Source organism: Acidovorax sp. GW823-FHT05D11, assembly GCF_058795695.1.
This window is the reverse complement of the sequence record NZ_CM179502.1, coordinates 1,041,554-1,065,151: the sequence shown is the minus strand read 5'-3', so window position 1 is coordinate 1,065,151 and position 23,598 is coordinate 1,041,554. Positions and strand designations below refer to the sequence as shown.

The 23,598-nt window shown below is 67.0% G+C and carries 17 protein-coding genes; 3 read left to right on the top strand and 14 right to left on the bottom strand.

Features of this window, described 5'->3' with window-relative positions; genetic code table 11:
- Positions 1 to 59 precede the first annotated feature (59 nt).
- Both AC3RCE_RS04855 and AC3RCE_RS04850 read right to left on the bottom strand, forming a co-directional pair.
- Positions 60 to 1,247 (bottom strand): carbohydrate porin, encoded by a 1,188-nt coding sequence (locus AC3RCE_RS04855; RefSeq protein ID WP_255591227.1) that lies wholly within the window; start codon positions 1,245 to 1,247, stop codon positions 60 to 62.
- A gap of 24 nt (positions 1,248 to 1,271) precedes the next feature.
- Positions 1,272 to 2,522, bottom strand: a complete 1,251-nt coding sequence (locus AC3RCE_RS04850) for an ABC transporter substrate-binding protein (protein WP_218293335.1) — start codon at positions 2,520 to 2,522, stop codon at positions 1,272 to 1,274.
- Between the two features lie 238 nt (positions 2,523 to 2,760).
- Between AC3RCE_RS04850 and AC3RCE_RS04845 the strand changes: the two genes are divergently transcribed.
- Entirely contained in the window at positions 2,761 to 3,474 is a 714-nt protein-coding gene (locus tag AC3RCE_RS04845) for a response regulator transcription factor (protein WP_218293334.1), read from the top strand.
- A gap of 150 nt (positions 3,475 to 3,624) precedes the next feature.
- The gene (locus AC3RCE_RS04840) at positions 3,625 to 5,019 is read left to right on the top strand and encodes a sensor histidine kinase (RefSeq protein WP_218293333.1); all 1,395 of its coding nucleotides are present in this window, start codon (positions 3,625 to 3,627) and stop codon (positions 5,017 to 5,019) included.
- 822 nt (positions 5,020 to 5,841) lie between these two features.
- On the opposite strand, the gene tal is transcribed toward AC3RCE_RS04840, so the two are convergent.
- From tal to AC3RCE_RS04820, 4 genes are read right to left on the bottom strand one after another with little or no spacing between them, the layout of a single operon-like run.
- On the bottom strand, positions 5,842 to 6,792 hold the full coding sequence (tal, locus tag AC3RCE_RS04835) for a transaldolase (protein ID WP_369641445.1): 951 nt from the start codon (positions 6,790 to 6,792) through the stop codon (positions 5,842 to 5,844).
- A 7-nt stretch (positions 6,793 to 6,799) separates the two neighbouring features.
- Positions 6,800 to 7,882 carry an ABC transporter ATP-binding protein gene (locus AC3RCE_RS04830; RefSeq protein WP_218293331.1) on the bottom strand — a complete coding sequence of 361 codons (1,083 nt, stop codon included), beginning with the start codon at positions 7,880 to 7,882 and terminating at the stop codon, positions 6,800 to 6,802.
- A gap of 24 nt (positions 7,883 to 7,906) precedes the next feature.
- Positions 7,907 to 10,165, bottom strand: a complete 2,259-nt coding sequence (locus AC3RCE_RS04825) for an ABC transporter permease (RefSeq protein ID WP_492254641.1) — start codon at positions 10,163 to 10,165, stop codon at positions 7,907 to 7,909.
- A 3-nt stretch (positions 10,166 to 10,168) separates the two neighbouring features.
- Positions 10,169 to 11,197: an ABC transporter substrate-binding protein gene (locus tag AC3RCE_RS04820; protein ID WP_218340423.1), complete on the bottom strand. Its 1,029-nt coding sequence runs from the start codon at positions 11,195 to 11,197 to the stop codon at positions 10,169 to 10,171.
- A 286-nt stretch (positions 11,198 to 11,483) separates the two neighbouring features.
- On the opposite strand from AC3RCE_RS04820, the gene AC3RCE_RS04815 reads away from it, so the two are divergent.
- Entirely contained in the window at positions 11,484 to 12,329 is an 846-nt protein-coding gene (locus tag AC3RCE_RS04815) for a MurR/RpiR family transcriptional regulator (protein WP_218293328.1), read from the top strand.
- A 129-nt stretch (positions 12,330 to 12,458) separates the two neighbouring features.
- Here the strand turns inward: AC3RCE_RS04815 and AC3RCE_RS04810 are convergent, their stop codons facing one another.
- The 8 genes from AC3RCE_RS04810 to AC3RCE_RS04775 form a co-directional block, all read right to left on the bottom strand.
- Positions 12,459 to 14,315, bottom strand: a complete 1,857-nt coding sequence (locus AC3RCE_RS04810; protein WP_492254640.1) for a hypothetical protein — start codon at positions 14,313 to 14,315, stop codon at positions 12,459 to 12,461.
- Between the two features lie 356 nt (positions 14,316 to 14,671).
- On the bottom strand, positions 14,672 to 15,721 hold the full coding sequence (locus AC3RCE_RS04805) for an ABC transporter ATP-binding protein (protein WP_492254639.1): 1,050 nt from the start codon (positions 15,719 to 15,721) through the stop codon (positions 14,672 to 14,674).
- Positions 15,718 to 16,707: an ABC transporter ATP-binding protein gene (locus tag AC3RCE_RS04800; protein ID WP_218340424.1), complete on the bottom strand. Its 990-nt coding sequence runs from the start codon at positions 16,705 to 16,707 to the stop codon at positions 15,718 to 15,720. The genes AC3RCE_RS04805 and AC3RCE_RS04800 overlap by 4 nt, the downstream gene beginning before the upstream one ends.
- 26 nt (positions 16,708 to 16,733) lie before the next feature.
- Positions 16,734 to 17,645 carry an ABC transporter permease gene (locus AC3RCE_RS04795; RefSeq protein WP_218293324.1) on the bottom strand — a complete coding sequence of 304 codons (912 nt, stop codon included), beginning with the start codon at positions 17,643 to 17,645 and terminating at the stop codon, positions 16,734 to 16,736.
- A 133-nt stretch (positions 17,646 to 17,778) separates the two neighbouring features.
- Positions 17,779 to 19,362 carry an ABC transporter substrate-binding protein gene (locus AC3RCE_RS04790; protein WP_218293323.1) on the bottom strand — a complete coding sequence of 528 codons (1,584 nt, stop codon included), beginning with the start codon at positions 19,360 to 19,362 and terminating at the stop codon, positions 17,779 to 17,781.
- An 85-nt stretch (positions 19,363 to 19,447) separates the two neighbouring features.
- A complete protein-coding gene (locus tag AC3RCE_RS04785) occupies positions 19,448 to 20,665 on the bottom strand; it encodes a M20 aminoacylase family protein (RefSeq protein ID WP_218293322.1) in 1,218 nt (405 codons plus the stop codon).
- A 148-nt stretch (positions 20,666 to 20,813) separates the two neighbouring features.
- On the bottom strand, positions 20,814 to 21,794 hold the full coding sequence (locus AC3RCE_RS04780; protein WP_218293321.1) for an ABC transporter permease: 981 nt from the start codon (positions 21,792 to 21,794) through the stop codon (positions 20,814 to 20,816).
- A 141-nt stretch (positions 21,795 to 21,935) separates the two neighbouring features.
- Positions 21,936 to 23,516 carry an ABC transporter substrate-binding protein gene (locus AC3RCE_RS04775; protein WP_218293320.1) on the bottom strand — a complete coding sequence of 527 codons (1,581 nt, stop codon included), beginning with the start codon at positions 23,514 to 23,516 and terminating at the stop codon, positions 21,936 to 21,938.
- Between the last annotated feature and the right edge of the window lie 82 nt (positions 23,517 to 23,598).

Sequence of the window (23,598 nt, the reverse complement as noted above, 5' to 3'; positions counted from 1 at the left end):
GGCCGCCGCGCCGGGCCAAGCCCCGCGCCGCGCCTCCCTGCGGCCCGAAGTGGAATCACTTACCACCAGACCTCGTACTGCACACCCACCAGCGTGCGCGAAGTCTTGCCGTTGGCACCGAAGGTGGCCGCATTGGCCACGGCGGCGGCCTGGTTCCAGTTGGCCTTGGTCACATACAGGCGCAGCTCGGGGCGCGACCAGAAATCTTCCGACAGGGCCAGGGCACCCGCCAGCGTGACCTTGGACAGGCGCTGGTCGGGGCCCGTGCCCTTGCGCGTGGTGGTGGACAGCTCGGCCAGCATCTTGAAGTTCTGCGTGAACGCGTACGAACCACGGCCGCCCAGCGAGAAGTCCTTGGTCTCCACGCCGGTCAGGTCGGCCTTGTTGGTCTGGTAGCCAATGAGCGCCTGGCCGCCGAAGGGGCCGCTTTGCCAGTTGATGGAGTCGGCGATGCGCGTGGAGCGCCGGCCGGGCCGGCTGCCGTCGATGGCCTCGAACTCCCCGTCGATGCGGGCATGGCCCCGCGAGGTCTGCAGGTACAGGGTATTGCTGATGCTGGGCAGCAGGAATTCCTTTTGCGTGTGCATCAGCGAGACGCCCGAGCCCGAGCCGCCATTGGCCTGGCCCTTGCCGCCCACGGCCGTCAGCAGCACGCGCAGCTTGCCGCCGGGGTTGGTGTTGATTTCCGACAGGTCGGCGTTGATGCGGTGCGCCTTGACGTTGTTGGGCAGGTTGCCGTCGAACTTGTCGCCGGTGAACACGCCCACACCCAGCTTCATGCCGCCGATCGGCACGTCGGTCACGCCGGCGCCGATGTTGTCGCCGTAGTTGAGCAGGAAGTAGTCGACGATGTGCACGTCCTGGATCCGCAGGCGGCGCTGGCCGGCCCAGAACTTGGCCTCGGGCGAGAACGAGAAGCCGCTCATTTCCACGTAGGCCTGCTCGGTGCTGATGTCGCCGCTGCCCCACTTGGCGGGCATGTAGTTCACCTTCCACTTGATGCCGTTGGTCTCGAAGCCGCGCGCGAAGTTGACTTCGATGCCGTTGTCGCCCTCGTTGCCCAGGCGGAACTTCTGCAGCTCGCCGCCGAGCGACAGGTTGCCCTTGACGCCGTCGGAGTGGTTGAACACGGGGCCACCCCGCGAGTAACCGTTCATCTCGAAGCCGGCAACTTCCAGTGCCATGGCTCCATTCATCGCGCATGCGGCGGCCAAAGCCACCGCCGTGAGGCGGTTTCTTTTCATCATGTTGATTCCCTCAGTGGTGGTGGTTTATTTGGTCTTCGCGGCGGTCGCGATCTTCTTCATGGCGTCGGCGACGCTCACCTTGTCGTCATTCCAGAACTGGCTGACCACGTCCTTGATGGCGCCTTCCGTGGCGGGCGCGATCGCCATGCCATGGGCCACGCTGGGCAGCAGGCTGCCGCTCTTGGCGGTGTCGGCGAAGTCCTTGGCCGAGGCCTTGGCGCAGTCGTCGAACTTGTCCATCTTCTGGCCGGCGCGCACCGGGATGGAACCCTTGTTCAGGTTGAACACCTCCTGGAATTCGGGGCTCATGATGGAACTGGCCAGGTCGCTCTGCGCCTTCTGGGCGGCGGCATCCTTGAGCTTGAACAGGATGAACGAGTCCACGTTGAAGGTGAACGACGTGGTCGTGCCCGGCGCCGCGGCGCACAGGAAGTCCTTGCCCGGCGCCTTGTTGGCCGCCAGGAACTCGCCCTTGGCCCAGTCACCCATGAGCTGGAAGCCCGCCTTGCCCTGGATCAGCATGGCCGTGGCCAGGTTCCAGTCGCGGCCGGGTGCGCCGGGGTCGGTGTACGACTTGATGCGGCGGAAGGTTTCCAGCGACTTCTTCATGGTGTCGCTGTTGATGGCCTTGTCATCAAGCTTCACCAGGGCGTCCTGGTAGAACTTGGGGCCGCCGACGCCCAGCACCACCGATTCGAAGGTGGTGAAATCCTGCCAGTTCTGGCCCCCGTGGGCCACGGGCACCAGGCCCGCGGCCTTGAGCTTGTCGGCGGCGGCGAAGAACTCGTCCCAGGTCTTGGGCATGGCGGCCACGCCGGCCTTCTTCAGGGCCTCGGAGCTGCCCCACATCCAGTTGACGCGGTGCACGTTGACGGGGGCCGCCACGTAGGCGCCCTTGTATTTCATGACATCGGCGACCACCTTGGGCAGCAGCTCGTCCCACTTCTCGGCCTTGGCCAGGGCGTCCATGTTGGCCAGCACGCCTTCGGAGGCCCACTCCTGGATGGCCGGGCCCTTGGTCTGCGCTGCCGAAGGCGGGTTGCCCGAGATCACGCGGCTCTTGAGCACGGTCATGGCGCTGTCGCCGCCGCCGCCGGCCACGGCGAAATCACGCCAGGTGTGGCCCTTGGCCTGCATGATCTTCTTGAGCTCGGCCACCGACTTGGCCTCGCCGCCCGAAGTCCAGTAGTGCAGGACCTCGACCTCCCCCGCGCTGGCGGACATCGCTGCCGCCAGGCCCACCGCCACTGCGGCGATCTTTGTCATCTTCCACATACCCTTGTCTCCTCGATGTTTGAATCCGTTTGGTGCGCAGCAGACCGGTGCCGTTCAGCGCAGTCGGTACTTTAATTACAATAATTAATGAACATATCAGGACTTTCCCGGGGTGTGCTTTCTCCGCCAGGGCTCCACCCTGTTACCGGATTACGTGCGGCGCGCAGGCCCACCCCCGCGCCACCCCGGGCAGGCGGACCGGCGCGGCCGCGCAGGCCGCTTTGTTATGCTCAATCCCATGGCCACGATACTGATAGTCGAAGATGATGCCCTGTTGCTGGACGCGCTGACCGGGCAACTGCAGCAGCTGGAGTTCGGCGTCTGCACGGCGTCGAGCGTGGCCGAGGCCACCGCCCTTTTGCAGGCGCAGGCGGTGGACGGCATCATCCTGGACCTGGGCCTGCCGGGCGCCGACGGCATGGAGCTGCTGACCTGGGCGCGCACCCACATCGCCGGCCTGCCGGTGCTGATTCTCACCGCGCGCGACGGCGTGGAGGACCGCGTGCTGGGCCTCAACGCCGGGGCCGATGACTACATCACAAAACCCTTCAACATGCAGGAGCTGCAGGCCCGCCTGCAGGCCATGCTGCGCCGCGCGCGGCAACCGGCGTTCACCCAGGCGAGCAGCGCCGGGGGCCCCGGCACCACCATCGGCCCCCTGGCGCTGGACCACGCCAGCCACAGCGCGGCCCTCGACGGCGAGCCGCTGGACCTCACCCAGCGCGAATGGGAGCTGCTGGAGCTGCTCGTGAACCGCTGCGGCGAGGTGGTCACGCGCGACGACGTGCTGGCCGCCTGGCGCGCCAGCCCGCCCGAGCCCGGGCAGACCGCCGCGCCGCTGAACTCCAATGCGCTGGAGGTCTACGTGCACCGGCTGCGCAAGAAGCTCGACCCATCGCCGCTGAACATCCGCAACATCCGGGGCCTGGGCTACATGCTGGCGAAACCATGAACAACCCCCTGAGGCGCTGCGCGCCTTCCCCCTTCTCTCGCGCTGCGCGCGGGAAGGGGGACGCCGCCAGCGCGGCGGGGCGGCCCTTGCGCGGCGGCCCTGGCATCGGCCGCGCCAGTTTCATACGGCCTGCACTGGGCCACCACTGACATGCGGCAGGTCCCGGGGGTCTCCCTGCAGCGCAAGCTGCTGCTGTGGCTGCTGCTGCCCCAGCTCGTGCTGTGGCTCTCGGGCGGTTTCCTGGCGTGGCGCATCGCGCTGCAGAACGGCGAAAAGGGCATCGACCAGACGCTGACCCAGTCGGTGCGCGCGCTGGCGCGGCAGATCAAGCCCATTGGCGACGGGCTGCTGGTGGATTTCCCCAAGGCCGCGCAGGACATCCTGGAGCAGGACCCGGCCGACCGCATCACCTACATGGTGTCGTCCCCGCCCGGCCGCTTCCTGCTGGGCAATGCCCAGCTGCCCGCGCCGCCGCCGGTGGAGGTGCGCGTGGGCGATCCGTACCTCTACCACGCGCGGGTGGACGACCGCCCCGTGCGCGTGGCGCTGCTCGACGTGGACTACGGCACGCCCCAGACGCGGCAGACCCTGCGCGTGCAGGTGGCCCAGAGCCTCACGGTGCGCGAACGCATCGCGCAGGAGCTGCTGGAGCAGATGGTGTTCCCGATGGGGCTGATGGGGCTGGCGCTGAGCGCGGTGGTCTACGCGGGCGTGCTGCGCGGCCTGCAGCCGCTCAAGCGCCTGGAGGCCCAGATCGAGCAGGCCGGCGCCCGGCCCCAGGCGGGCACCACGCCCCTGCCGCCCATCGAGCTGACCTCGGCCCCCCAGGAGGTGCATTCGCTGGCCAGCACCATCAACCGGCTGCTGGAGACCGTGGCTCGCGGACAGCAAAAGGAAAAGCGCTTCCTCAACGATGCCGCGCACCAGCTGCGCACGCCGCTGGCGGGGCTCATCGGCCAGACCGAGCTGGCGCTGCACGAGAGCCATGAGCCCGCGGTGCAGGAGCGGCTGCACAAGGTGCTGTCGGCCGCGCAGCGCAGCGCCCACCTGGTGCACCAGCTGCTACAGCTGGCGCGCTCGGAATCGAACGTGGAGATGCAGTCCATCGACCTGGCGGCGCTCGCGCGCGAGGTGGCCCGCGAATGGGCGGCCCGCGCCCTGGCGCAGGGCATGGACCTGGGCTATGAGGGCGACGACCAGCTGGCGGTGCAGGGCCACCCGCTGCTGCTGCGCGAGGCGCTCAACAACCTCATCGACAACGCGCTGCACTACGCGGGCGAAGGCGCCACCGTGACGGTGCGCGTGGGCCGCGAGGAGCCCGGGCGCTGGGCCCTGCTGGTGGTGGAGGACGACGGGCCCGGCGTGCCGGCCGAGCACCTGGGCGATCTGTTCGCGCGGTTCTGGCGGGGGTCGGACAAGGCGGGCGGGTGCGGGCTGGGGCTGTCGATCGTGGAGGAGATCGCGCTGCGGCATGGGGGCCGGACGGTGGCCGAGGGGGTGGTGCCGAGGGGATTGCGGGTGGGGATGCGCTTGCCTGCGGGGTGAATCTTTAGGTGTTTTGGCTCCTGGCGCTTATCTATCAAGCGCTAGCAGCTATTGTTTTTATAGTTCACGCCGTGCCTGAGTGAAGGGCGGAGGCCGGGGCGTGCGCCCGGCGGCGCAGTGACTTTCTTTTGCTTCGCCAAAAAGAAAGTCACCAAAGAGAAGGCGACCCTGCTGTCTGCGACCCCTTCGCTGCGCTGCGGGGCAACCTGGGGTGCTCGGTCACGGGGTGCACCGCAGAACTCGCTGCGCGCCCCAGGCGCATCCAGAAGGAAACCCACGAATCGGACATTCCTTCGGGCCATCGCTGCGCTCGGCCTCGCGGTCGCGGCGCGAAGCGCCCGCGCGTTCCGGGCCGAGCGAAGCAAAGGCCCGTGTGGCTGTTTGGCTGTTCGCTCCCCACCCCCATCTGGCGGCGCCTGCGGGGGGCGGTTGCGGGGTGAGCATGGGCACCGCAGCGCCCATGCCTCGTGCTCTGACTCGCCGTGGTTGTCCGAGCGGCGCGCGCCAGCGCACAGCGAGTTCCACGGCGCACCCCGCAACCGCACCGGCGCAGGTTTGCCCCTTCGCAACGCGAAGGGGTCGCAGACTGTGGGTCGCCTTTCTTTTGGGTACTTTTCTTTGGCGAAGCAAAGCACAAGTACCTCGCCCGCCGGGGCGACATCCCGGCCTCCGCCCTCAAACCAGGCACACAGTCAGACCAACACACAAACCCAGGCGCCTACAAGCGCAGCCCGAACGCGCAAAAGCTACAGAGCCACAAAAACCATAGCGGCCGGCACCTGCCACACAAGCACCGGTCGCCAAAAGCACTCAAAGCCGACTTCAAGCCGCCAGGATCAGCTTCTCCAGCTTCACCGCATCCGCCGCAAACGCCCGGATGCCTTCCGCCAGTTTCTCCGTAGCCATGGCATCTTCATTGAGCGCAAACCGGAACCCCGCCTCGTCATAGTTCACCGCGGGCAGGTCCAGCCCCTTCGCCGCGTCCGCATCGAGCGCGCGCTGCAGCGGCGCATCGCTGGCCGCCAGCTGGGCCAGCAGGTCGGGCGCGATGGTGAGCAGGTCGCAACCCGCCAGCGCCGTGATCTGGCCCACGTTGCGAAAGCTCGCGCCCATCACCTCGGTGGCGATGCCGAAGTGCTTGTAGTGGTTGTAGATCTGCGTGACCGACTGCACGCCCGGGTCGTTGGCCCCCGCACGCGCGGCCTCGTCCCAGCTGGCGCCGGCCTGCTTCTTGTACCAGTCGTAGATGCGGCCCACGAACGGCGAGATCAGCTGCACCTTGGCCTGGCCGCAGGCCACGGCCTGGGCGAACGAGAACAGCAGCGTGAGGTTGGTATGGATGCCCTTGCGCTCGAGCTGCTCGGCGGCCTGGATGCCTTCCCAGGTCGAGGCGATCTTGATGAGCACCCGGTCGATGTGGATGCCTTCGGCCTGGTACAGCTCGATGATGCGCTCGGCGCGCGCGACGGTGGCGCTGGTGTCGAAGCTCAGGCGCGCATCCACCTCGGTGGAGACGCGGCCCGGAATCGTGGCCAGGATCTCGCGGCCGAAGCGCACCAGCAGGCGGTCGATGATTTCATGCATCGGGCGGCCCCGGAACTGCGCCACGGTGTCCTGCAGCAGCGGTGCGTACTCCGGCTTTTGCACGGCCTTCAGGATCAGCGAGGGGTTGGTGGTCGCATCCTGGGGCTGGAACTGCGCCAGTTGCTTGAAGTCGCCGGTGTCGGCAACCACGGTGGTGAACTGTTTGAGGGCGTCGAGTTGGTTCGTCATGGTGTCATTATTCCGCATTGGCCAGGGCGCCATCGGTACTACCAACCACCGATACGCCGTGGGTGCCCAGGCTCAGCAACACGTCCTCGCCCACGGCGAGCACGTCGTCCAGGTCGGACGACACCACGAAGATGCCGCCCAGCGCCGTCTCGAAGGTGTATTCGTGCACTGCCCCCAGGTAGGCCGACTTGGCGAGCCGCGCCGGCAACAGGCCATCGCCCTGGCGGTGGATGCGCCAGGCCTCGGGGCGCACCGCCACCTTCACCGAACCGCCGTGCACCGCCATGCGCGGGCGCAGCGCCAGCGGCCCGAGCAAGACCGAGCCATCGGCTTGCGCAGTAGCCGGGAACAACATCGCCTCGCCCATGAAGCCCGCCACGAATTCGCTGTGCGGCGTTTCGTACAGCGCGCGCGGCGAGCCCTTCTGCGCAATCAGCCCCTGGTTCATCACGATGATCTGGTCGCTCACGGCCATGGCCTCGGCCTGGTCGTGGGTGACATACGCCACCGTGAGCGACAGGCGCTGCTGCAGCGCGCGGATTTCCTCGCGCATCTCGCGGCGCAGACGGGCGTCCAGGTTGGACAGGGGTTCGTCGAACAGCAGCACCTCGGGCTCCAGCACCAGCGCGCGCGCCAGGGCCACGCGCTGCTGCTGGCCACCCGACAGCTCGCTGGGCAGGCGGTCGTCATAGCCCACCAGGCCCACGCCACGCAGGGCCTCCACGGCCTTGGCGCGGGCCACATCCTTGGAGAACCCCGACATGCGCAGGCCGTACATCACGTTCTCGGCCACGTTCATGTGCGGGAATAGCGCATAGCTCTGGAACATCATGCTCACATTGCGCTGCGCGGGGCCGAGCGTGGTCACGTCCTTGCCGCCGATGAGGATCTCGCCCGCGGTGGGCGACTCCAGCCCCGCGATCATGCGCAAGGTGGTGGTCTTGCCGCAGCCCGAGGGCCCCAGGATGGTGGTGAGCGTGCCGCGCGGCACCTCAAAGCTGATGCCTTTGACCGCCAGGCCCGCGGACGGGTCGCTGCCGTAGCGTTTGGTGATGTTGCGGAACACGATGCCCGCATCGCTGTTGTTCATGGCGTATCTTCTTTTTGAAAGGTGTCAGTGCGCGGCGGCGGGTGCCGTGCGTGCAGCGCCCCGGCGGCCCAGCTTGCGCTCGCCGACGAGCAGTTGGATCAGGCCGATGGAGGCGGACATGAGCAGGATGAGCACCGTGCAGTACGCGAGTGCCACGCCATAGTCGCCATTGCCCACGCGGCCGATGATGTAGGTGGTGGCCAGCTCGTTTTCGGCCGTGACCAGGAAGATCACCGCGCTCACCGTGGTGATGGCGCGCACAAAGCTGTACACCAGCGCCGCGACCAGCGCGGGCTTGAGCAGCGGCAGCACCACGTGGCGCAGCGTCTGCACGCTGCCCGCGCGCAGCATGACGGAGGCCTCGTCCAGCGAGCGGTCCAGCTGCTTGAAGGCCGCCGTGCCCGCCCGCACGCCCACCGGCAGGTTGCGGAACATGAAGCACAGCACGATGATGAGCGCCGTGCCCGTGAGCTCGAACGGCGGCACGTTGAACGCCAGGATGTAGCTCACGCCCAGCACCGTGCCCGGGATGGCGAAGGCCAGCAGCGCCGCGAACTCGAACGCGCCCTGCCCCCGGAACTCGGTGCGCGCCAGCAGCCAGGCGATGCCGATGCCCAGCGTGGCCGTGAGCGGCGCCGAGATGGCCGCGAGCTTGACGGTGGTGAAGAAGGAGTTCCACGCCGTGCCCGCCCACACCACGCCGAACTGGCCCCACTCCACGCTGAACGCGGTGCGAAAGTGCGCCAGCGTGATGGTGTAGTCGCGCCCCCAGGTCTGCACGAAGCCGCCGGCCAGCGCGAACAGGTAGACGATGAGCGTGAAGGCCATCCACGGCAGCGCGATGGAATGCACCACGCGGCGCACGCCGGCGGGCAGCGGCATGGCGATGCCCGCGTCGCCCTTGCCCGACACGGTGGTGAAGTTCTGCTTGCCCAGCAGCCCACGCTGGATGGCGAACACGGTGAGCGCAAAGAACGTGAGGATCCAGGCCAGCGACGCCGCACGCCCCTGGTCGTATTGCGCGCCCACGATGGCGAAGAAGATCTCGGTGGAGAGCACCGAGAACTGCCCGCCCACCACGATGGGGTTGCCGAAGTCGGCCATGCTTTCGATGAAGCCCACCAGGAATGCGTTGGCCAGGCCGGGCTTGAGCAGCGGCAGGGTCACGGTCATGAAGGTGCGGTGCGGGCTGGCGCGCAGGGTCTGCGCGGCCTCCTCCAGGCTGGGCGCCACGCCCTGCACCACGCCGCGCATGATCATGAAGGCGATGGGCGTGAAGGCAAAAGTCTGCGCCACCCACACGCCGAGCCAGCCATAGAACCAGCGCGACGGCGTGATGCCGAACGCGTATTCGAGAAACTGGTTGAACACCCCGGCGCGGCCGAACAGCAGGATGAGGCCCAGCCCCACCACGAACGGCGGCGTGATGATGGGCAGCAGCGCCACGATGTTCAGCGGCCGCGCATAGCGGCGCGAGGCGCGCTCGGCCATCAGCGCCATGAAGCTGCCCAGCAGCGTGGTGCTGGTGGCCGTCATCAGCCCCAGGAACAGCGTGTTCCAGGCCACGCCGCAGCGCTGGCCACCGGCCAGGCACGACAGGCCGAAGTTGCGTTCGTGCGCGATGCGCTCCCACACCACGGCCAGCGAGAACGGGCCGTCTTCGAGGAAGAACGCGGCCGACAGCGCCTTGAGCACGGGGAACACGATGAACAGCGCCAGCAGGCTGCCGCAGGTGAGCACGGCCGCCGCCACGAACAGGTCGCCCTTGAAGAACCCACGCCGCGCGACGCCAAATGCCAGCAGCACCAGCAGCGCAGAGAGCACCACGAACCCGCCCCAGCCCATGCCGGGCTGGCGCGCGCCCAGCTCGCCCAGGTAGGTGTTCATCCATTCAAACGCCCAGCCGCGCGCACCGATGGTGAAGCCGCTCGCCAGCAGCGCCAGCAACCCCAGCGCGCCCCCTGCGGCCAGCACCGCACCCTGGGTGCGGCCGGCGGGAAGGCAGGCGCCCAGCCCGGCCACGGCCAAGCCGACCAGGCCCAGCCAGAGCCACGACCGGCCGAACAACGCCGCCTGCATCAGCCCGTTGGCCGCCTGTTCGCTGCTGAAGACCTGTCCCACCGCGAGCAGGCCGTTGGCATCCTGCTGCGCATACCAGGGAAATGCCAGATAGCCCAGCACGCCCACGACCCACCAGACCCACAGGGGCCGGTTGACCGAGGCGCTTCGCGCTGAGGTTCGAAAAGTTGCGTGCGCCGCCGCGGCTGCTGCCGACACCACCATCCCTCAGCGCGCAGCGTTCTGCACGTCTTTTTCCCAGCGCGCGATCAGGCGGCGGCGCTCGGCGCTCGCGCCGTACTTGGCGTAGTCGTAGTTGATGAGCTTCATCTTGGCAGGGTCGGTCATGCGCGGGTCCTTGGGCACCTGCGTGTTGCTGGGCAGCTGGAACTGCTTGGCCGCCAGGCCGAACTGCTGCCCCCCGGGCGTGAGAGCCCATTCGTAGAACTTCTTGGCCGCCTCGGTGTTCGGGCCGTTCTTGACGATGCTCATCGAGCCCACCTCGGCGCCCGTGCCTTCCGAGGGCGTGATGGACCCGACGGGAAAGCCGTTGACCGCCTCGGTGGTCACGTCGTGCACGAAGCTGATGGAGACCGTGGTCTCGCCCCGCGCCGCGGCCTTGACCGGCGCCGTGCCCGAGCGCGTGTAGGTGCTCACGTTGGGGTGCAGGGCCTTGAGGTACTCGAACGCCTTTTCCTCGCCCATGATCTGCACCAGCGTGGCGATCATGGTGTAGGCCGTGCCGCTGGAGGCCGGGTTGGCCATCTGCACCTCGCCCTTGAACTCGGGCTTGAGCAAGTCGGCCCACGACTGCGGCGGGTTGAGCTTGCGCTTGGCCAGCAGCTCCTTGTTGTAGCCGAAACCCAGCGGGCCCAGGTACACCCCCACGGTGCGGTATTTGGAATCGGTGGCCTGCTTCTGCGCCCAGGGGTAGAGCTGAGCGAGCTGCGGCGATTTGTATTCGAGCGTGAGACCCTGCTCGGCCGCCTGCAGGTGCGGGTCGCCCGTGCCGCCGAACCAGATGTCGGTCTTGGGGTTGGCCTTCTCGGCATTGAGCTGGGCCAGCGCCTCGCCCGATCCCTTGGCCGTCATGTTGACCTTGGTGCCGGTGGTCTTGGCGTACACCGTGGACATCAGGTTGCACCACTCGGCCTGCACCGAACAGATGATGTTGACCTGGCCCTGGGCCCAGCTGCCGCAGGCCGCGGTCGCAAGGGCCGCTCCGGCCAGCAGGTTCTTCAGCAGAGGTTTGCGCATGAAAGGCTCCTAGGTATCGGGATTACGTGATGCAAGGATGCTATTGCCGCGGCCCTGGCCGGGTCAGGGGGGAACCCCGCAGGCATGGTGCAAGCAGGATGAAAGGCAGGGCCAGCCCCCTCCCCGTGGCGTTTGGAACCAAGTTACATTAGGCGAACATGCGACACCGCCATCCCCGGCGGCGCCGCCGACCACGAGCCCGCCCATGCCCGCCCTGTCTTGCTCCCCGTCGATGCGCCGCCTTGGCCCGCCCGGCTGCCGGCGCCACTGACACGCCTTCACCGACATGCTCGACCGCATCACCGCCTCCCTGCCCTCGCTGGCCCCCGCCGAACAGCGGGTGGCCAAGCTGGTGCTCACCGACCCCCGCGCGTTCGCACGGCTGCCCGTGCGCGAGCTGGCCGAGCGCGCCCACGTGAGCAAGCCCACGGTGGTGCGCTTTTGCCGCAGCATGGGCTATGACGGGCTGGCCGATTTCAAGCTCAAGCTCGCGGGCAGCGTGAGCGAGGGCGTGCCCTTCATCCACCGCAGCGTGGATGCGGATGACAAGACGGGCGACGTGCTGGTGAAGGTCGTCGACAACGCGGTGGCCGCCTTCCTGCAGTACCGCAACGCGGCCAGCACCGTGGCCATCGAACGCGCGGCCGAGGCGATTGCCGCGACCTGGAAGACGGGCAAGCGCATCGAGTTCTACGGCGTGGGCAATTCGGGCATCGTTGCGCAGGACGCCCAGCACAAGTTCTTTCGCCTGGGCGTCACCTCCATCGCCAGCAGCGACGGCCACATGCAGGTGATGAGCGCCACCTTGCTGGGCCCGGGCGACTGCGCGGTGATCATCTCCAACTCGGGCCGCACGCGCGACCTGATGGACGCGGCGGACATCGCGCGCAGGAACGGCGCGACCACCATCGTCATCACGGCCAGCGGCTCGCCCCTGGCCAGCACCTGCCAGATCCACCTGGCCGCCGACCACCCCGAGGGCTACGACCGCTACAGCCCGATGGTGTCGCGCCTGATGCACCTGCTGATCATCGACGTGTTGGCGACCTGCGTGGCGCTGCGCATCGGCAGCTCGCTGCAGCCCATCCTGCAGCAGATGAAGGAAAACCTCCGCGCCAAGCGCTACGCGTAGGCGCCCTGCCGCCCGCAGGATCCGCCACCCTCGGGACATCGGCCCCTGCGTGCCCAGAACCGCCGACCACCGCCGGCCCGGCGGCGCCGACGGCACACCCTCTGCCGGCCGGTGCCCGGATGGCTGCCCCTACAGCGGCGTGCACATGGCCGAACAGCCCGGAGTGCCATCACAGACCTCCCCGCCGTTGACGACCCCGTCACCACAGTACCCGCCCGTCAGGCTCAACGGCGCCGTGCAGGAGGCGTTGCAGGCCATGCAGGAAGCGCTGCCATAGGGGCAGCTGGTCTCCGTCACGTTGTTGCCGTCGTCGCAGACCTCGGCGCCGTTGCGTATGCCATCGCCGCAGAAGGCGCCCGTGAGGCTCAGCGTCGCCGTGCAGGTGGCGTTGCACCTCATGCAGGTGGCCGTGCCGTCCGGGCAGCTGGTTTCCGTCACGTTGTTGCCGTCGTCGCAGACCTCCGCGCCGTTGCGTATGCCATCGCCGCAGAAGGCGCCCGTGAGGTTCAGCGTCGCCGTGCAGGTGGCGTTGCATGCCTGGCAGGTGGCCGTGCCGTCCGGGCAGCTGGTCTCCGTCACGTTGTTGCCGTCGTCGCAGACCTCGGCGCCGTTGCGAGCGCCGTCGCCACAGAACTGGCCGGTCAGGCTCAGCGTTGCCGTGCAGGTGGCGTTGCAGGTGGTGCAGGACACGGTGCCATAGGGACAGCTGGTCTCGGTGACGGCATTGCCGTCATCGCAGACCTCGGCGCCGGTGCGCACCCCGTCGCCGCAGACGTTGGCAGCCGCCACCTCGACCGTCGCCACGCCCCACCCTCCGGGGGTCAGCCGGTTGTGCGCGCGGTACTCGAAGCGGTAGGTGCCGGGGAGCGTGGGCGGCCCCACGGTGAATCCACCATCCGCCGCCACCGTCAGCGAGTTGCCCGCGAACGCGACCACCCCGCCCGCCGGCGTGTTGGAGACCGCGCCTTGCACGCGGAACTCGCGGACCTGCAACGGCGGGGAACCAGGCGCATCGTTGGACAGCAGGCCCGGTGCGGGCACGGACAGTGGGGCACCCACGGTGGCGGCGAACGGCCCATCGTCCAGCGGCGCGCCGTCCCGCACGCCGAGGTCCAGGTCATAGCGCAGCTGCAGGGTGCTGCCTTCCAGCCGCCCGTAGACGGCCGCGATCTGGTGCGGGCCGGTGGTGGAAGCCGTCGCCACGGGCGGCGTACCGCCCCAGTCCGACGGCGACCCGTCGCGCACGATCGCGGCCCAGGCCAGGCTCACCACGAGCAACAGGCACAAGGTGGCGCCGGTGGCCGCGTAGCGGCGAACGCGGGCAAAGCGGTAAGTGGCAAAGACCAGCGCACAGGCCACCAGCAGCAGGCCGGCCCCGCCCAGTGCGGGCACGGCCACGGCAGCTGCCGCCGCCGCGGCCAGATGGATCGGCGAACCGCCGCTGCCATCAGCCGACAACAGGGCGCTGGGCGGCGCGCTGCCGTCGGTGGTGCTGGCGACGAATCCGAGCCGCACGCCGGACGCCGCCGCACTCACCAGTTGCGCATAACTTTCGACAACGTCCGTGTGCATGCCGGCGGCAGCGACACCCAGAGGCCAGTGCAAGGGCGCGCTGGGCACGAAGCTGGGGTCGGCAACCAGCACTCCGCTCTGGCAGACCTCTCGGGCGACGTCCCCCACCGGCTCGGCCGCCAGCAGGTCGATGCGGGTGATGGCAGCCTGCTCCACGCCCCCGAAGGCCCCGCCCGGAGTGGCGACGGTACAGCCGGTCGCGGGGTTGTTGTCGCTGTCGATCAGCGTGCGGATCTCCGTGGCGGCATGGGCGGGCGCTGCATGCGCCAGGGAGGCAACGGCCAGCACAGCAACCACGGCATGGAGAAGGCCCCGGCCGCCGCGCAACCACGGCGACCGCCAGAGCACGGTCAATTGTTGAAAAACAATGCGGCGCGCAGAGCGCAGGCGCGTCGCAAGCACAAGAGCGAGCATGGATTCAGAAAAGAAAGGGGTGGACGAGGCCGGTTTCCCCAAAGGGACGCTGTAGCGATCCGGCTCTGCAACATCTGGTAATAAGACATCATACGAACCACTTGCCAACCCACCAAGCGCAATTTGGCAAGCGCGGAGCCCACAGCCACCGACGCCTGGTACGCACCGCCGGGGCGACCGCGGGTGCCGCCCACGGGTCGCTGCGGGGCCCAGGCCCCGGCAGCCGGCGTCGGGGGTGTTCCATGGCGCCAAGCCAGGTACTCCCGGCAAGGCGCACACCAGCCAGTTTGACAAACAAATAGGCCCTCAGCGCTTTCCCATCAAGCGCAAGCAGCTATAGATTCAGGAGCAATCTCTCAGATCCGCCCCTCTTCCACCGCATGGCAGGCGATCCGGATGCCGCCAATGCTGAGCAACTGGGGCCGTTCGGCGCGGCAGCGGTCGTTCACGTGCGGGCAGCGCGGATTGAAGGCGCAGCCAGGGGGCGGGTTCAGCGGGTTGGGCACCTCGCCCTGCACCGGCGTGCGCGCCTTGCCGGTGTCGTGCATCTTGGGGATGGCATCGAGCAGCATGCGCGTGTAGGGGTGGCGTGGCGTATCGAACAGCGTGTGCTTGTCGGCCAGTTCCACCAGGCGACCCAGGTACATCACGCCGACCTGGTCGCTCACGTGGCGCACCACGGCCAGGTTGTGGCTGATGAACAGGTACGTGAGCTGCCGCTCGCGCTGCAGGTCCTTCATGATGTTGAGCACCTGCGCCTGCACCGACACGTCGAGCGCCGAGGTGGGCTCGTCGCACACCAGGAACTCGGGCTCGGTGGCCAGGGCGCGCGCGATGGAGATGCGCTGGCGCTGGCCGCCGGAGAACTGGTGCGGGTACTTGACCATGTCCAGCGGCGACAGGCCCACGGACTTGAGCAGCTCGCCCACGCGGGCCTTGAGCTCGACCTTGTCGGTGATGAGGCCGTGCTCGCGCAGCGGCTCGCCGATGATGTCCTCGACCAGCCAGCGCGGGTTCAGGCTGGCATAGGGGTCCTGGAAGATCATCTGGATGCGCCGGCGCATGGCCTGGGCATCGTTGCCCTTGAAGGCGGCGTGCGCGTCCTGGCCGTCGAAGGTGAGGCCGCCGCGTGTCGGCTCGTACAGGCCCACCAGCAAACGGGCCACCGTGCTCTTGCCGCAGCCCGATTCGCCCACCAGGGCGAGTGTCTTGCCCCGTTCGATCTCGAAGCTCACGCCGTCGACCGCATGCAGCAGCGTGCGGGGCTTGCGCTCGATGACGCGGTTGAGCCAGGGGGCGGAGACATCGAAAGTCTTGGCCAGATCGTGCGCCTGCACGAGGGGCCGGCCTTGGGCGGCGACGGGGGCCTTGCCTGCGGCGGCGGTGGTGGTGGTCGTAGTGCTCATGCGGCCACCTCGGCGTTTTTCGTCGTGGCGCCGGCGTGCAGCCAGCAGGCGGCGCGGGTGGAGCCCGCATCCATCAGGTCGGGACGTTCGGTCATGCAGCGGTCAAAGGTCTTGGGGCAGCGCGGGTTGTAGGCACAGCCCTTGGGGATGGCATTCAGGCGGGGCATGGCCCCGTCGATCTGGTTCAGGCGCTCGCGGTCCACCGCCATGTCGGGGATGGAGGCCATCAGGCCGCTGGTGTAGGGGTGCGATGGCTTGTTGATGACGTCGTGCACGGGGCCGATCTCGGCCACGCGGCCGGCATACAGCACGGCCACGCGGTCGCAGGTCTCGGCGATCACGCCCATGTCATGGGTGATCAGCATCACGGCGGCACCGCGCGATTTGCAGATGTTTTTCAGCAGCGTGATGATCTGCGCCTGGATGGACACGTCGAGCGCCGTGGTGGGCTCGTCGGCCACGATGAGCTTGGGCTCGGCAGCCAGGGCCAGGGCGATCACCACGCGCTGGCGCATGCCGCCGGAGAACTGGTGCGGGTAGTGGTCGATGCGCTCCGCCGCCGCCGGAATGCCGGTGTCCTGCAGCAGCGCGATGGCGCGCTGGCGGGCCTCGGCGGGCGTGACCGGCAGGTGGGCCAGGATGGTCTCGGTGAGCTGGCGGCCCACGGTGTACAGCGGGTTCAGCGAGGTCAGCGGGTCCTGGAAGATGGCGCCGATCCGGCGGCCGCGGATGTGGCGCATTTCCTCGTTGCTGAGGTTGTCGATGCGCTGGCCCTCCAGCAGGATCTGGCCGGATGCCACGCGGCCCGGTGGCTCCAGCAGGCCGATGATGGCGGCGCCGGTGAGCGACTTGCCCGCGCCAGATTCACCCACCACACCCAGGATCTCGCCGGGTGCGATGGAGAAGGAAATGTCGTCCAGGGCGCGCAGGGTACCGCGGCGGCCCGGGAATTCGACAACGAGGTTTTTGACTTCTAGAAGGCTCATGGGGATATCGCTTTTCTTGTTCTTGTTCAGCGCAGGCGCGGATTGAGGGCATCACGCAACCAGTCGCCCAATAGATTCACGGAAAGAGCAATCAGCACCAGCATGGCACCGGGGAACACGGTGATCCACCATTCGCCCGAGAACAGGTAGTCGTTGCCGATGCGGATCAGCGTGCCCAGCGACGGCGATGTGGGCGGCGCGCCCACGCCCAGGAAGGACAGCGTGGCCTCGGTGATGATGGCGGTGGCGACCTGGATGGTGGCCAGCACGAGCACCGGGCCCATCACATTGGGCAGCACGTGCTTGCGCATGATGCGCAGCGACGAGACGCCCGTCACGCGCGCGGCCTGCACGTACTCCTTGTTGCGCTCCACCAGCGTGGAGCCGCGCACGGTGCGTGCGTACTGCACCCAGCCCGTCAGCGAGATCGAGATGATGAGCACGCCAAAGGCCAGCGACTCGTGCGCGTTGGGAAACAGCGCGCGGCCCACACCGGCAATCAGCAGGGCGACCAGGATGGCCGGAAACGACAGCATCACGTCGCACAGGCGCATGAGCACCGCGTCGATCCAGCCGCCGCGAAATCCCGCCAGCAGGCCAAACGCCACGCCCACCACCACCGAGAGCAGCACCGACGCGATGCCCACGACGAGGGAGATGCGCGCGCCGTAGATCAGCGCGGAAAGGATGTCGCGGCCCTGGTCATCGGTGCCCAGCGGGTATTTCATGGAGCCTTCGGCGCTCCAGGCCGGGGGCAGCCGCGCATCGCTGAGTTCGAGCGTGGCCAGGTCAAACGGGTTGTGGGGCGCGACCCATCCGGCGAACACCGAACAGAACACGCAGACCAGCGCGATCGCTGCGGCCAGCATGGCCACCGGCGATGTGCGGAAGCTGTAGCCAACATCGCTGTCGAGCCAGCGGGCAAGGGTAGTTTTCATTGTGGGAACCAGTAAACAGGCACCACCGCCAGGCCCGGGTAGCGGCCTCGCGGTGGTGTGGACTTTCAAAAGAACCGGTTGTCGTTTCTCTTGATTCTTTTGCGACGATCTAGGTACGAAATCTTCTGACCGCTTACTTGCCGATGGTCATCCACTTGAAGTACATGAAGTTGTCGGCCATCTGCACGAGCTTCACGTTCTTGTTCACGCCCCAGGCCAGCGCCTGCTGGTGCAGCGGCAGGTGGCCGATGTCGGCGCTGTGCAGGTCGAAGGCTTCCTTGATCATCGCGTCGCGCTTGGCCTTGTCGGTCTCGACCAGCACCTTCTTCGTCAGTTCATCGAGCTTGGGGTTGCAATAGGCGCCCAGGTTGAACTGGCCGGCACCGCCCTTGTCGTCCGGGCAGATCATGAGCGCGTTGAGCGCGTTGTGCGCGTCGTAGGTCGTGGGCGTCCAGCCCAGCATGTAGAAGCTGGTGTCGCGGCGCAGCACCTTGGGGAAGTAGGTACCCTTGGTCTCGGCCTGCAGGTTGATCTTGACGTTGATGCGAGAGAGGTTGGCGGCCACGGTCTGGCAGATGCGGCCGTCGTTCACGTAGCGGTCGTTCGGGCAGTTCATGGACACTTCGAAGCCATTGGGGTAGCCGGCTTCCACCATCAGCTTCTTGGCGGCTTCGACGTCGTACGGCAGGCGCTTGGTCTCGGGCTGGAAGCCGTTGATGCCAGGGCCCACCATCAGCGCGGAAGGGTTGGAGGCGCCGCGCATCACGGTCTTCTTGATGCCGTCGATGTCGATGGCCTGGTAGAAGGCCTGGCGGACGCGCTTGTCCTTGAAGGGGTTCTTGCCCTTCACGTTGGAGTACAGCAGCTCGTCGCGCTTCTGGTCCATGCCCAGGAAGATGGTGCGCAGCTCGGGGCCGGTCACCGCACGCGTGTTGGGGCTGTTGTTGACACGGTCGATGTCCTGCACCGGCACGGGCTCCATCACATCCACTTCGCCCGACAGCAGCGCCGCCACGCGCGTGGCATCGTTGGCGATGGGCGTGAACACCACTTCGGTCACGTTGCCCTCGATCTTGCCCCAGTAGGAGCCGTTGCGCACGAACACCGAGCGCACGTTGGGCTGGCGCTCGCGCAGGCGGAAGGGGCCTGTGCCGTTGGCGCGGAACGAGGCAGCGTTCTCGATGCCCTTGCGGCGGTCGACGGGCATCACGGCCTGGTTGGTCTCGCACCACTTCTTGCTCATGATGTAGGAGGTCGTGATCACGTCGGGCAGGATGGGCTGCGGCGCCATGGTTTCGATCTCGACGGTGTGATCGTCGATCTTGCGCACCTGCTTGATGTCGCTGTTGGTGGCCTTCATGTCCGAGCCCTCGCCCTTCATGCGGCCAAAGCTGAACACCACGTCGTCTGCCGTGAAGGGGGTGCCGTCATGGAATTGCACGCCCTTGCGCAGCTCGAACCGCCACACGGTGGGTGCGGTTTGCTTCCAGGCCGTGGCCAGCGCCGGCGCCAGGCTCAGGTCCTTGTTGCGGCCGACCAGCGGCTCGTACACGTTGCTGGTCACGCTCAGCTGGAGCGATTCGTTGAGCGAGTGCGGATCCATGGAGAGCGCATCGCCCTGGTTGGCAATTCGGATGGTCTGCGCATTGGCGACCATGCTGGTTGCGGCCATCGCGGCAAACAGTGCGGCAAGGGCGGCTTTTTTCTGGAATTTCATGGAAATCTCCTCGTAGTGAAAAGGGGTGCGAAAGGTGGTGGATCCAGGGATTGGATGCTGGCGTTGCGCGAAGGGGACGCAGCCCTCAGGGCACCGCCAGGGGCATGGACTGCTCGATCAGGCTCGCATGCAATGCAGAGCCCAGCGGCAGGATGTCGTCGTTGAAGTCGTAGCGGCTGTTGTGCAGCGCACTGCCGCTGGCGCCGGTACCCTGGCCGATGCGCAGGTAGGCGCCCGGGCGGGTCTGGAGCATGAAGGCGAAGTCCTCCGCGCCCATGCTGGGCTCCAGGTCGCGCACCACGTGGTCCGCGCCCAGCAGGGATTCGGCCACGTCGCCCGCGAAGACGGCCTCGCTCTCGCTGTTGATCGTGGCCGGGTAGATGCGCTCGTAGTGCACCGTGGCATTGGCCCCAAAGCCCAGAGCAATCGCGTTGCACAGTTCCTTGAGGCGCTTTTCCACCATCTCCTGCACCACGGGATCGAACGTGCGCACGGTGCCCACCAGGGTGGCGGAGCCGGGCAGCACGCTGAAGGCGCCCAGATCGCCTGCCTGCGCGGCGCAGATGCTGACCACGGCACTTTCGATGGGGCGCACGTTGCGCGACACGATGCTCTGCGCCGCCGTGATGATGTGCGCGGCCACCACCAGCACGTCCACCGTCTGGTAGGCATGCGCGCCGTGGCCGCCGCGCCCCGTGATTTCGATGGTGAAGCGGTCGGCCGCCGCCATCATGGGGCCCGGGTTGATGCCCACGGTGCCGGGCTTCATGGCCGGCCAGTTGTGCATGGCATAGATGGACTGCACCGGGAACCGGTCGAACAGGCCGTCTTCCATCATCACGCGGGCGCCCGCCAAGCCCTCCTCGCCTGGCTGGAACACGAGCACGGCCGTGCCGTCGAAATTGCGGGTCTCGGCCAGGTAGCGCGCCGCGCCCACCAGCATGGCGGTGTGGCCGTCGTGGCCACAGCCGTGCATGAGGCCGGGCTTGCACGACTTCCAGGAGAAGTCGTTGTGCTCTGCCAAAGGCAGCGCATCCATGTCGGCACGCAGGCCCACCATGGAGCCGCTGGAGGTGCTGCGGCCGCGGATCACCGCAACGATGCCCGTGCGGCCGATGCCGTCGTGGATCTCGTCCACGCCGCACACCTTGAGCGCCTCTTTCACGCGGTTGCCTGTATAGATTTCTTCAAAGCCCAGCTCGGGATGGGCGTGCAGATCGCGGCGCAGGGCGGTCAGCTCCGGATGGAACTGCGCGATGTGCGCAAACGCCCGGCCACCCGCTTTGTATCGGAGCGACTGCATGTCAGACGCCCGGAAAGCTCGTGCAGCGCCAGCAGCCGGCAAAACCGGCGCGGCCCAGGCCAGTGCTGCCGCGCAAGGGCCGCCCCGCCGCGCTGGGAGCATCCCCCCTCCGGGGGGATGGCGCGAAGCGACTCAGGGGGGAGCTCATTCAATGGCCTCCTGCCTTGCCCACGCGCAGACGGGGGTCCACCGCGAAGTACAGCAGATCCACCACCAGGTTGATCACCACGAAGATCAGCGCGATCAGGCAGAGGTACGCCGCCATCACAGGAATGTCCGCAAAGGTCACGGCCTGGATGAACAGCAGGCCCATGCCGGGCCACTGGAACACGGTCTCGGTGATGATCGCAAACGCGATCAGGCCGCCCAGTTGCAGGCCGGTGATGGTCATCACGGGCACCAGCGTGTTCTTGAGCGCGTGCCCAAAATGGATGGCGCGATTGGACAGGCCCCGGGCCCGCGCGAACTTGATGTAGTCCGTGCGCAGCACCTCCAGCATCTCCGCGCGCACCAGCCGCATGATCAGCGTGAGCTGGAAGATGGCCAGCGTGATGGCGGGTAGCGTGATGTGGTGCCAGCCCTTGGCCTTGAGCAGGCCGGTGCTCCACCATCCCAGCTGCACCACTTCCCCGCGGCCAAAGCTCGGGAACCAGCCCAGGGTCACCGCAAACACCAGGATCAGCAGGATGCCGATCAGGAAGGTGGGCAGTGACACGCCGAGCAGCGAAAGCGTCATGAACATCTGGCTGGTGAAGGTGCCGCGCTTGAGCGCCGCATACACGCCCATGGGCACGCCGATCACCAGCGCCAGCACCGCGGCGACCAGCGCCAGCTCCAGCGTGGCGGGGAAACGCTCGGCAATGAGGCGCGAGACCTTGGCACCCTGGCGCAGGCTCAGGCCGAATTCGCCTTGCGCCGCATTCACGAGAAAGTGCCAGAACTGCACGAAGAAGGGTTTGTCCAGGCCGAGGGAGGCACGCAGCTCCCGGATCTGTTCAGGGGTGGCATCCTGTCCCAGCAGAAACACCACGGGATCTCCCACGTACTGGAACAGCATGAAGGAGATGAAGGCCACCGTGACCATGACAATCACAGCCTGTATCAGGCGGCGCAATATAAAGGCAAGCATCGGGAAGTCGAGTGAGTGTTCGATAAAAGCACCGCGGCCACTTTTGATGGCAGGGGCACTGACTGGCAATACGTCGTCGTCAAACTGAATCAAGGAGAGCAAGGGCCTCGAGGCCCTTGCTCTCAGCGTATCGACAATCGATCAGTTCACCTTGACCGTGCGCATGTCCACGCGGTTGTCGGCGCGGTGGACCAGCTCCACGTTCTTCTTCATAGCCCAGGGTATCACCTGGTCATGCAGAGGAAGGTGGGATACGGTGTCATTGGACAGCTGCAGCGCCTCCGTCAGCATGCGCGCGCGCACGGGAGCGTCCGTCTCGGCCTTGATCCGGTCCACCAGGTAGTCCATGCGCTGGTTGCTGTAGCGGCCCACGTTGTAGTTGCCGTCACCCCCCTGGCCCACGGTGCGTACCAGCGACTGCAGGCTGTACAACGCATCGAACGTCGGCACGCCCCAGCCCAGCATGTAGATGCTGGCTTCGTAGCGCTGGATCATGGGGAAATAGTTCACCAGCGGCAGCGTGCGCAGCTTGGCCTTCACGCCCACACGCGACCACATGGCCGTCACGGCCTGGCAGATGGCCTCGTCGTTGATGTAGCGGTTGTTCGGGCAGGCGAAATCCACTTCGAAGCCATCGGGATAACCCGCTTCGGCCAGCAGCTTCTTGGAGGCTTCGACACTGTAGGGGAAACGCTTGCCCACGGCTTCGGTGTATCCGGCCACCTGGGGCGCCACGATGGTGCCCGTAGGCTTGCCGAGGCCGCGCATGATGTTGCGCGAGATCGTGTCGGCATCGATGGCCTGATACAGGGCCTTGCGCACGCGCACGTCCTTGAGCGGGTTCTTGCCCTTGATGTTGGAGCCTGGTAGCTCATCGCGGAACTGGTCCATGCCCAGGAAGATGGTGCGGTTCTCCACACCGTCGATCACCTTCAGGTCGGGGCTGGCGCGCAGGCGACCCAGATCCTGGGGCGTGGGGTCCAGCACCATGTCCACTTCGCCCGACAGCAGCGCAGCGATGCGCGTGGCGGCGGACTTGATCGGGGTATAGACGATTTCCGTGACGTTGCCGTCCATCTTGCCCCACCAGTTGGGGTTGCGCTTGAAGACCATCTTCACATCGGGCTGCCACGACTCCAGCGTGTAGGGGCCGGTGCCCATGGCATTGCGGTGGGCAAAGTTTTCATCGCTGCCCTTGATGTCCTTGGGCTCCACGGACTTGTTCTTTTCCGCCCAGGCCTTGCTCATCATGCGCAGTTCGGTCATCTGGCGCAGCAGCACGGGATTGGGGGCCGTCAGGATGACGTCGATGGTTTGCGCGTCGACCTTGTTGACCTTGCTGATGCCCTGGATGTAGGGCGTGAAGTTCGACGTCTTCGCCATCGCGCGCTGCAGCGAGTACACGGCGTCATCGGCGGTGAACGCCGACCCATCATGGAACTTCACTCCCTGGCGCAGCGTGAAGCGCACCTGTGTGGGGCTGACCTCTTTCCAGGAGGTCGCCAGGACGGGCTCCACGTCAAATGTCTTGCTGTTGTAGTAGACCAGGCTCTCATACACATTGGCATGAATGCCGTTTTGCAGTGCATTGTTTTGGGAATGGATATCCCAGGTCGCAATCTCCCCCTGGCTCGCCCATTTGAAGGGCTTGGCATGCAGCGCTGGTGCTGCAAGCAGTGCAGCCATGGCAGCTACCGACAAAAGACTGTATTTGAGTTTCATGGAACCCTCTTGATTAAAAGTTTTACTATGCAGTAAAGGTTGCTCTATAGCCAACGGGAAATCCCTGAATCTCCAGCGCCGA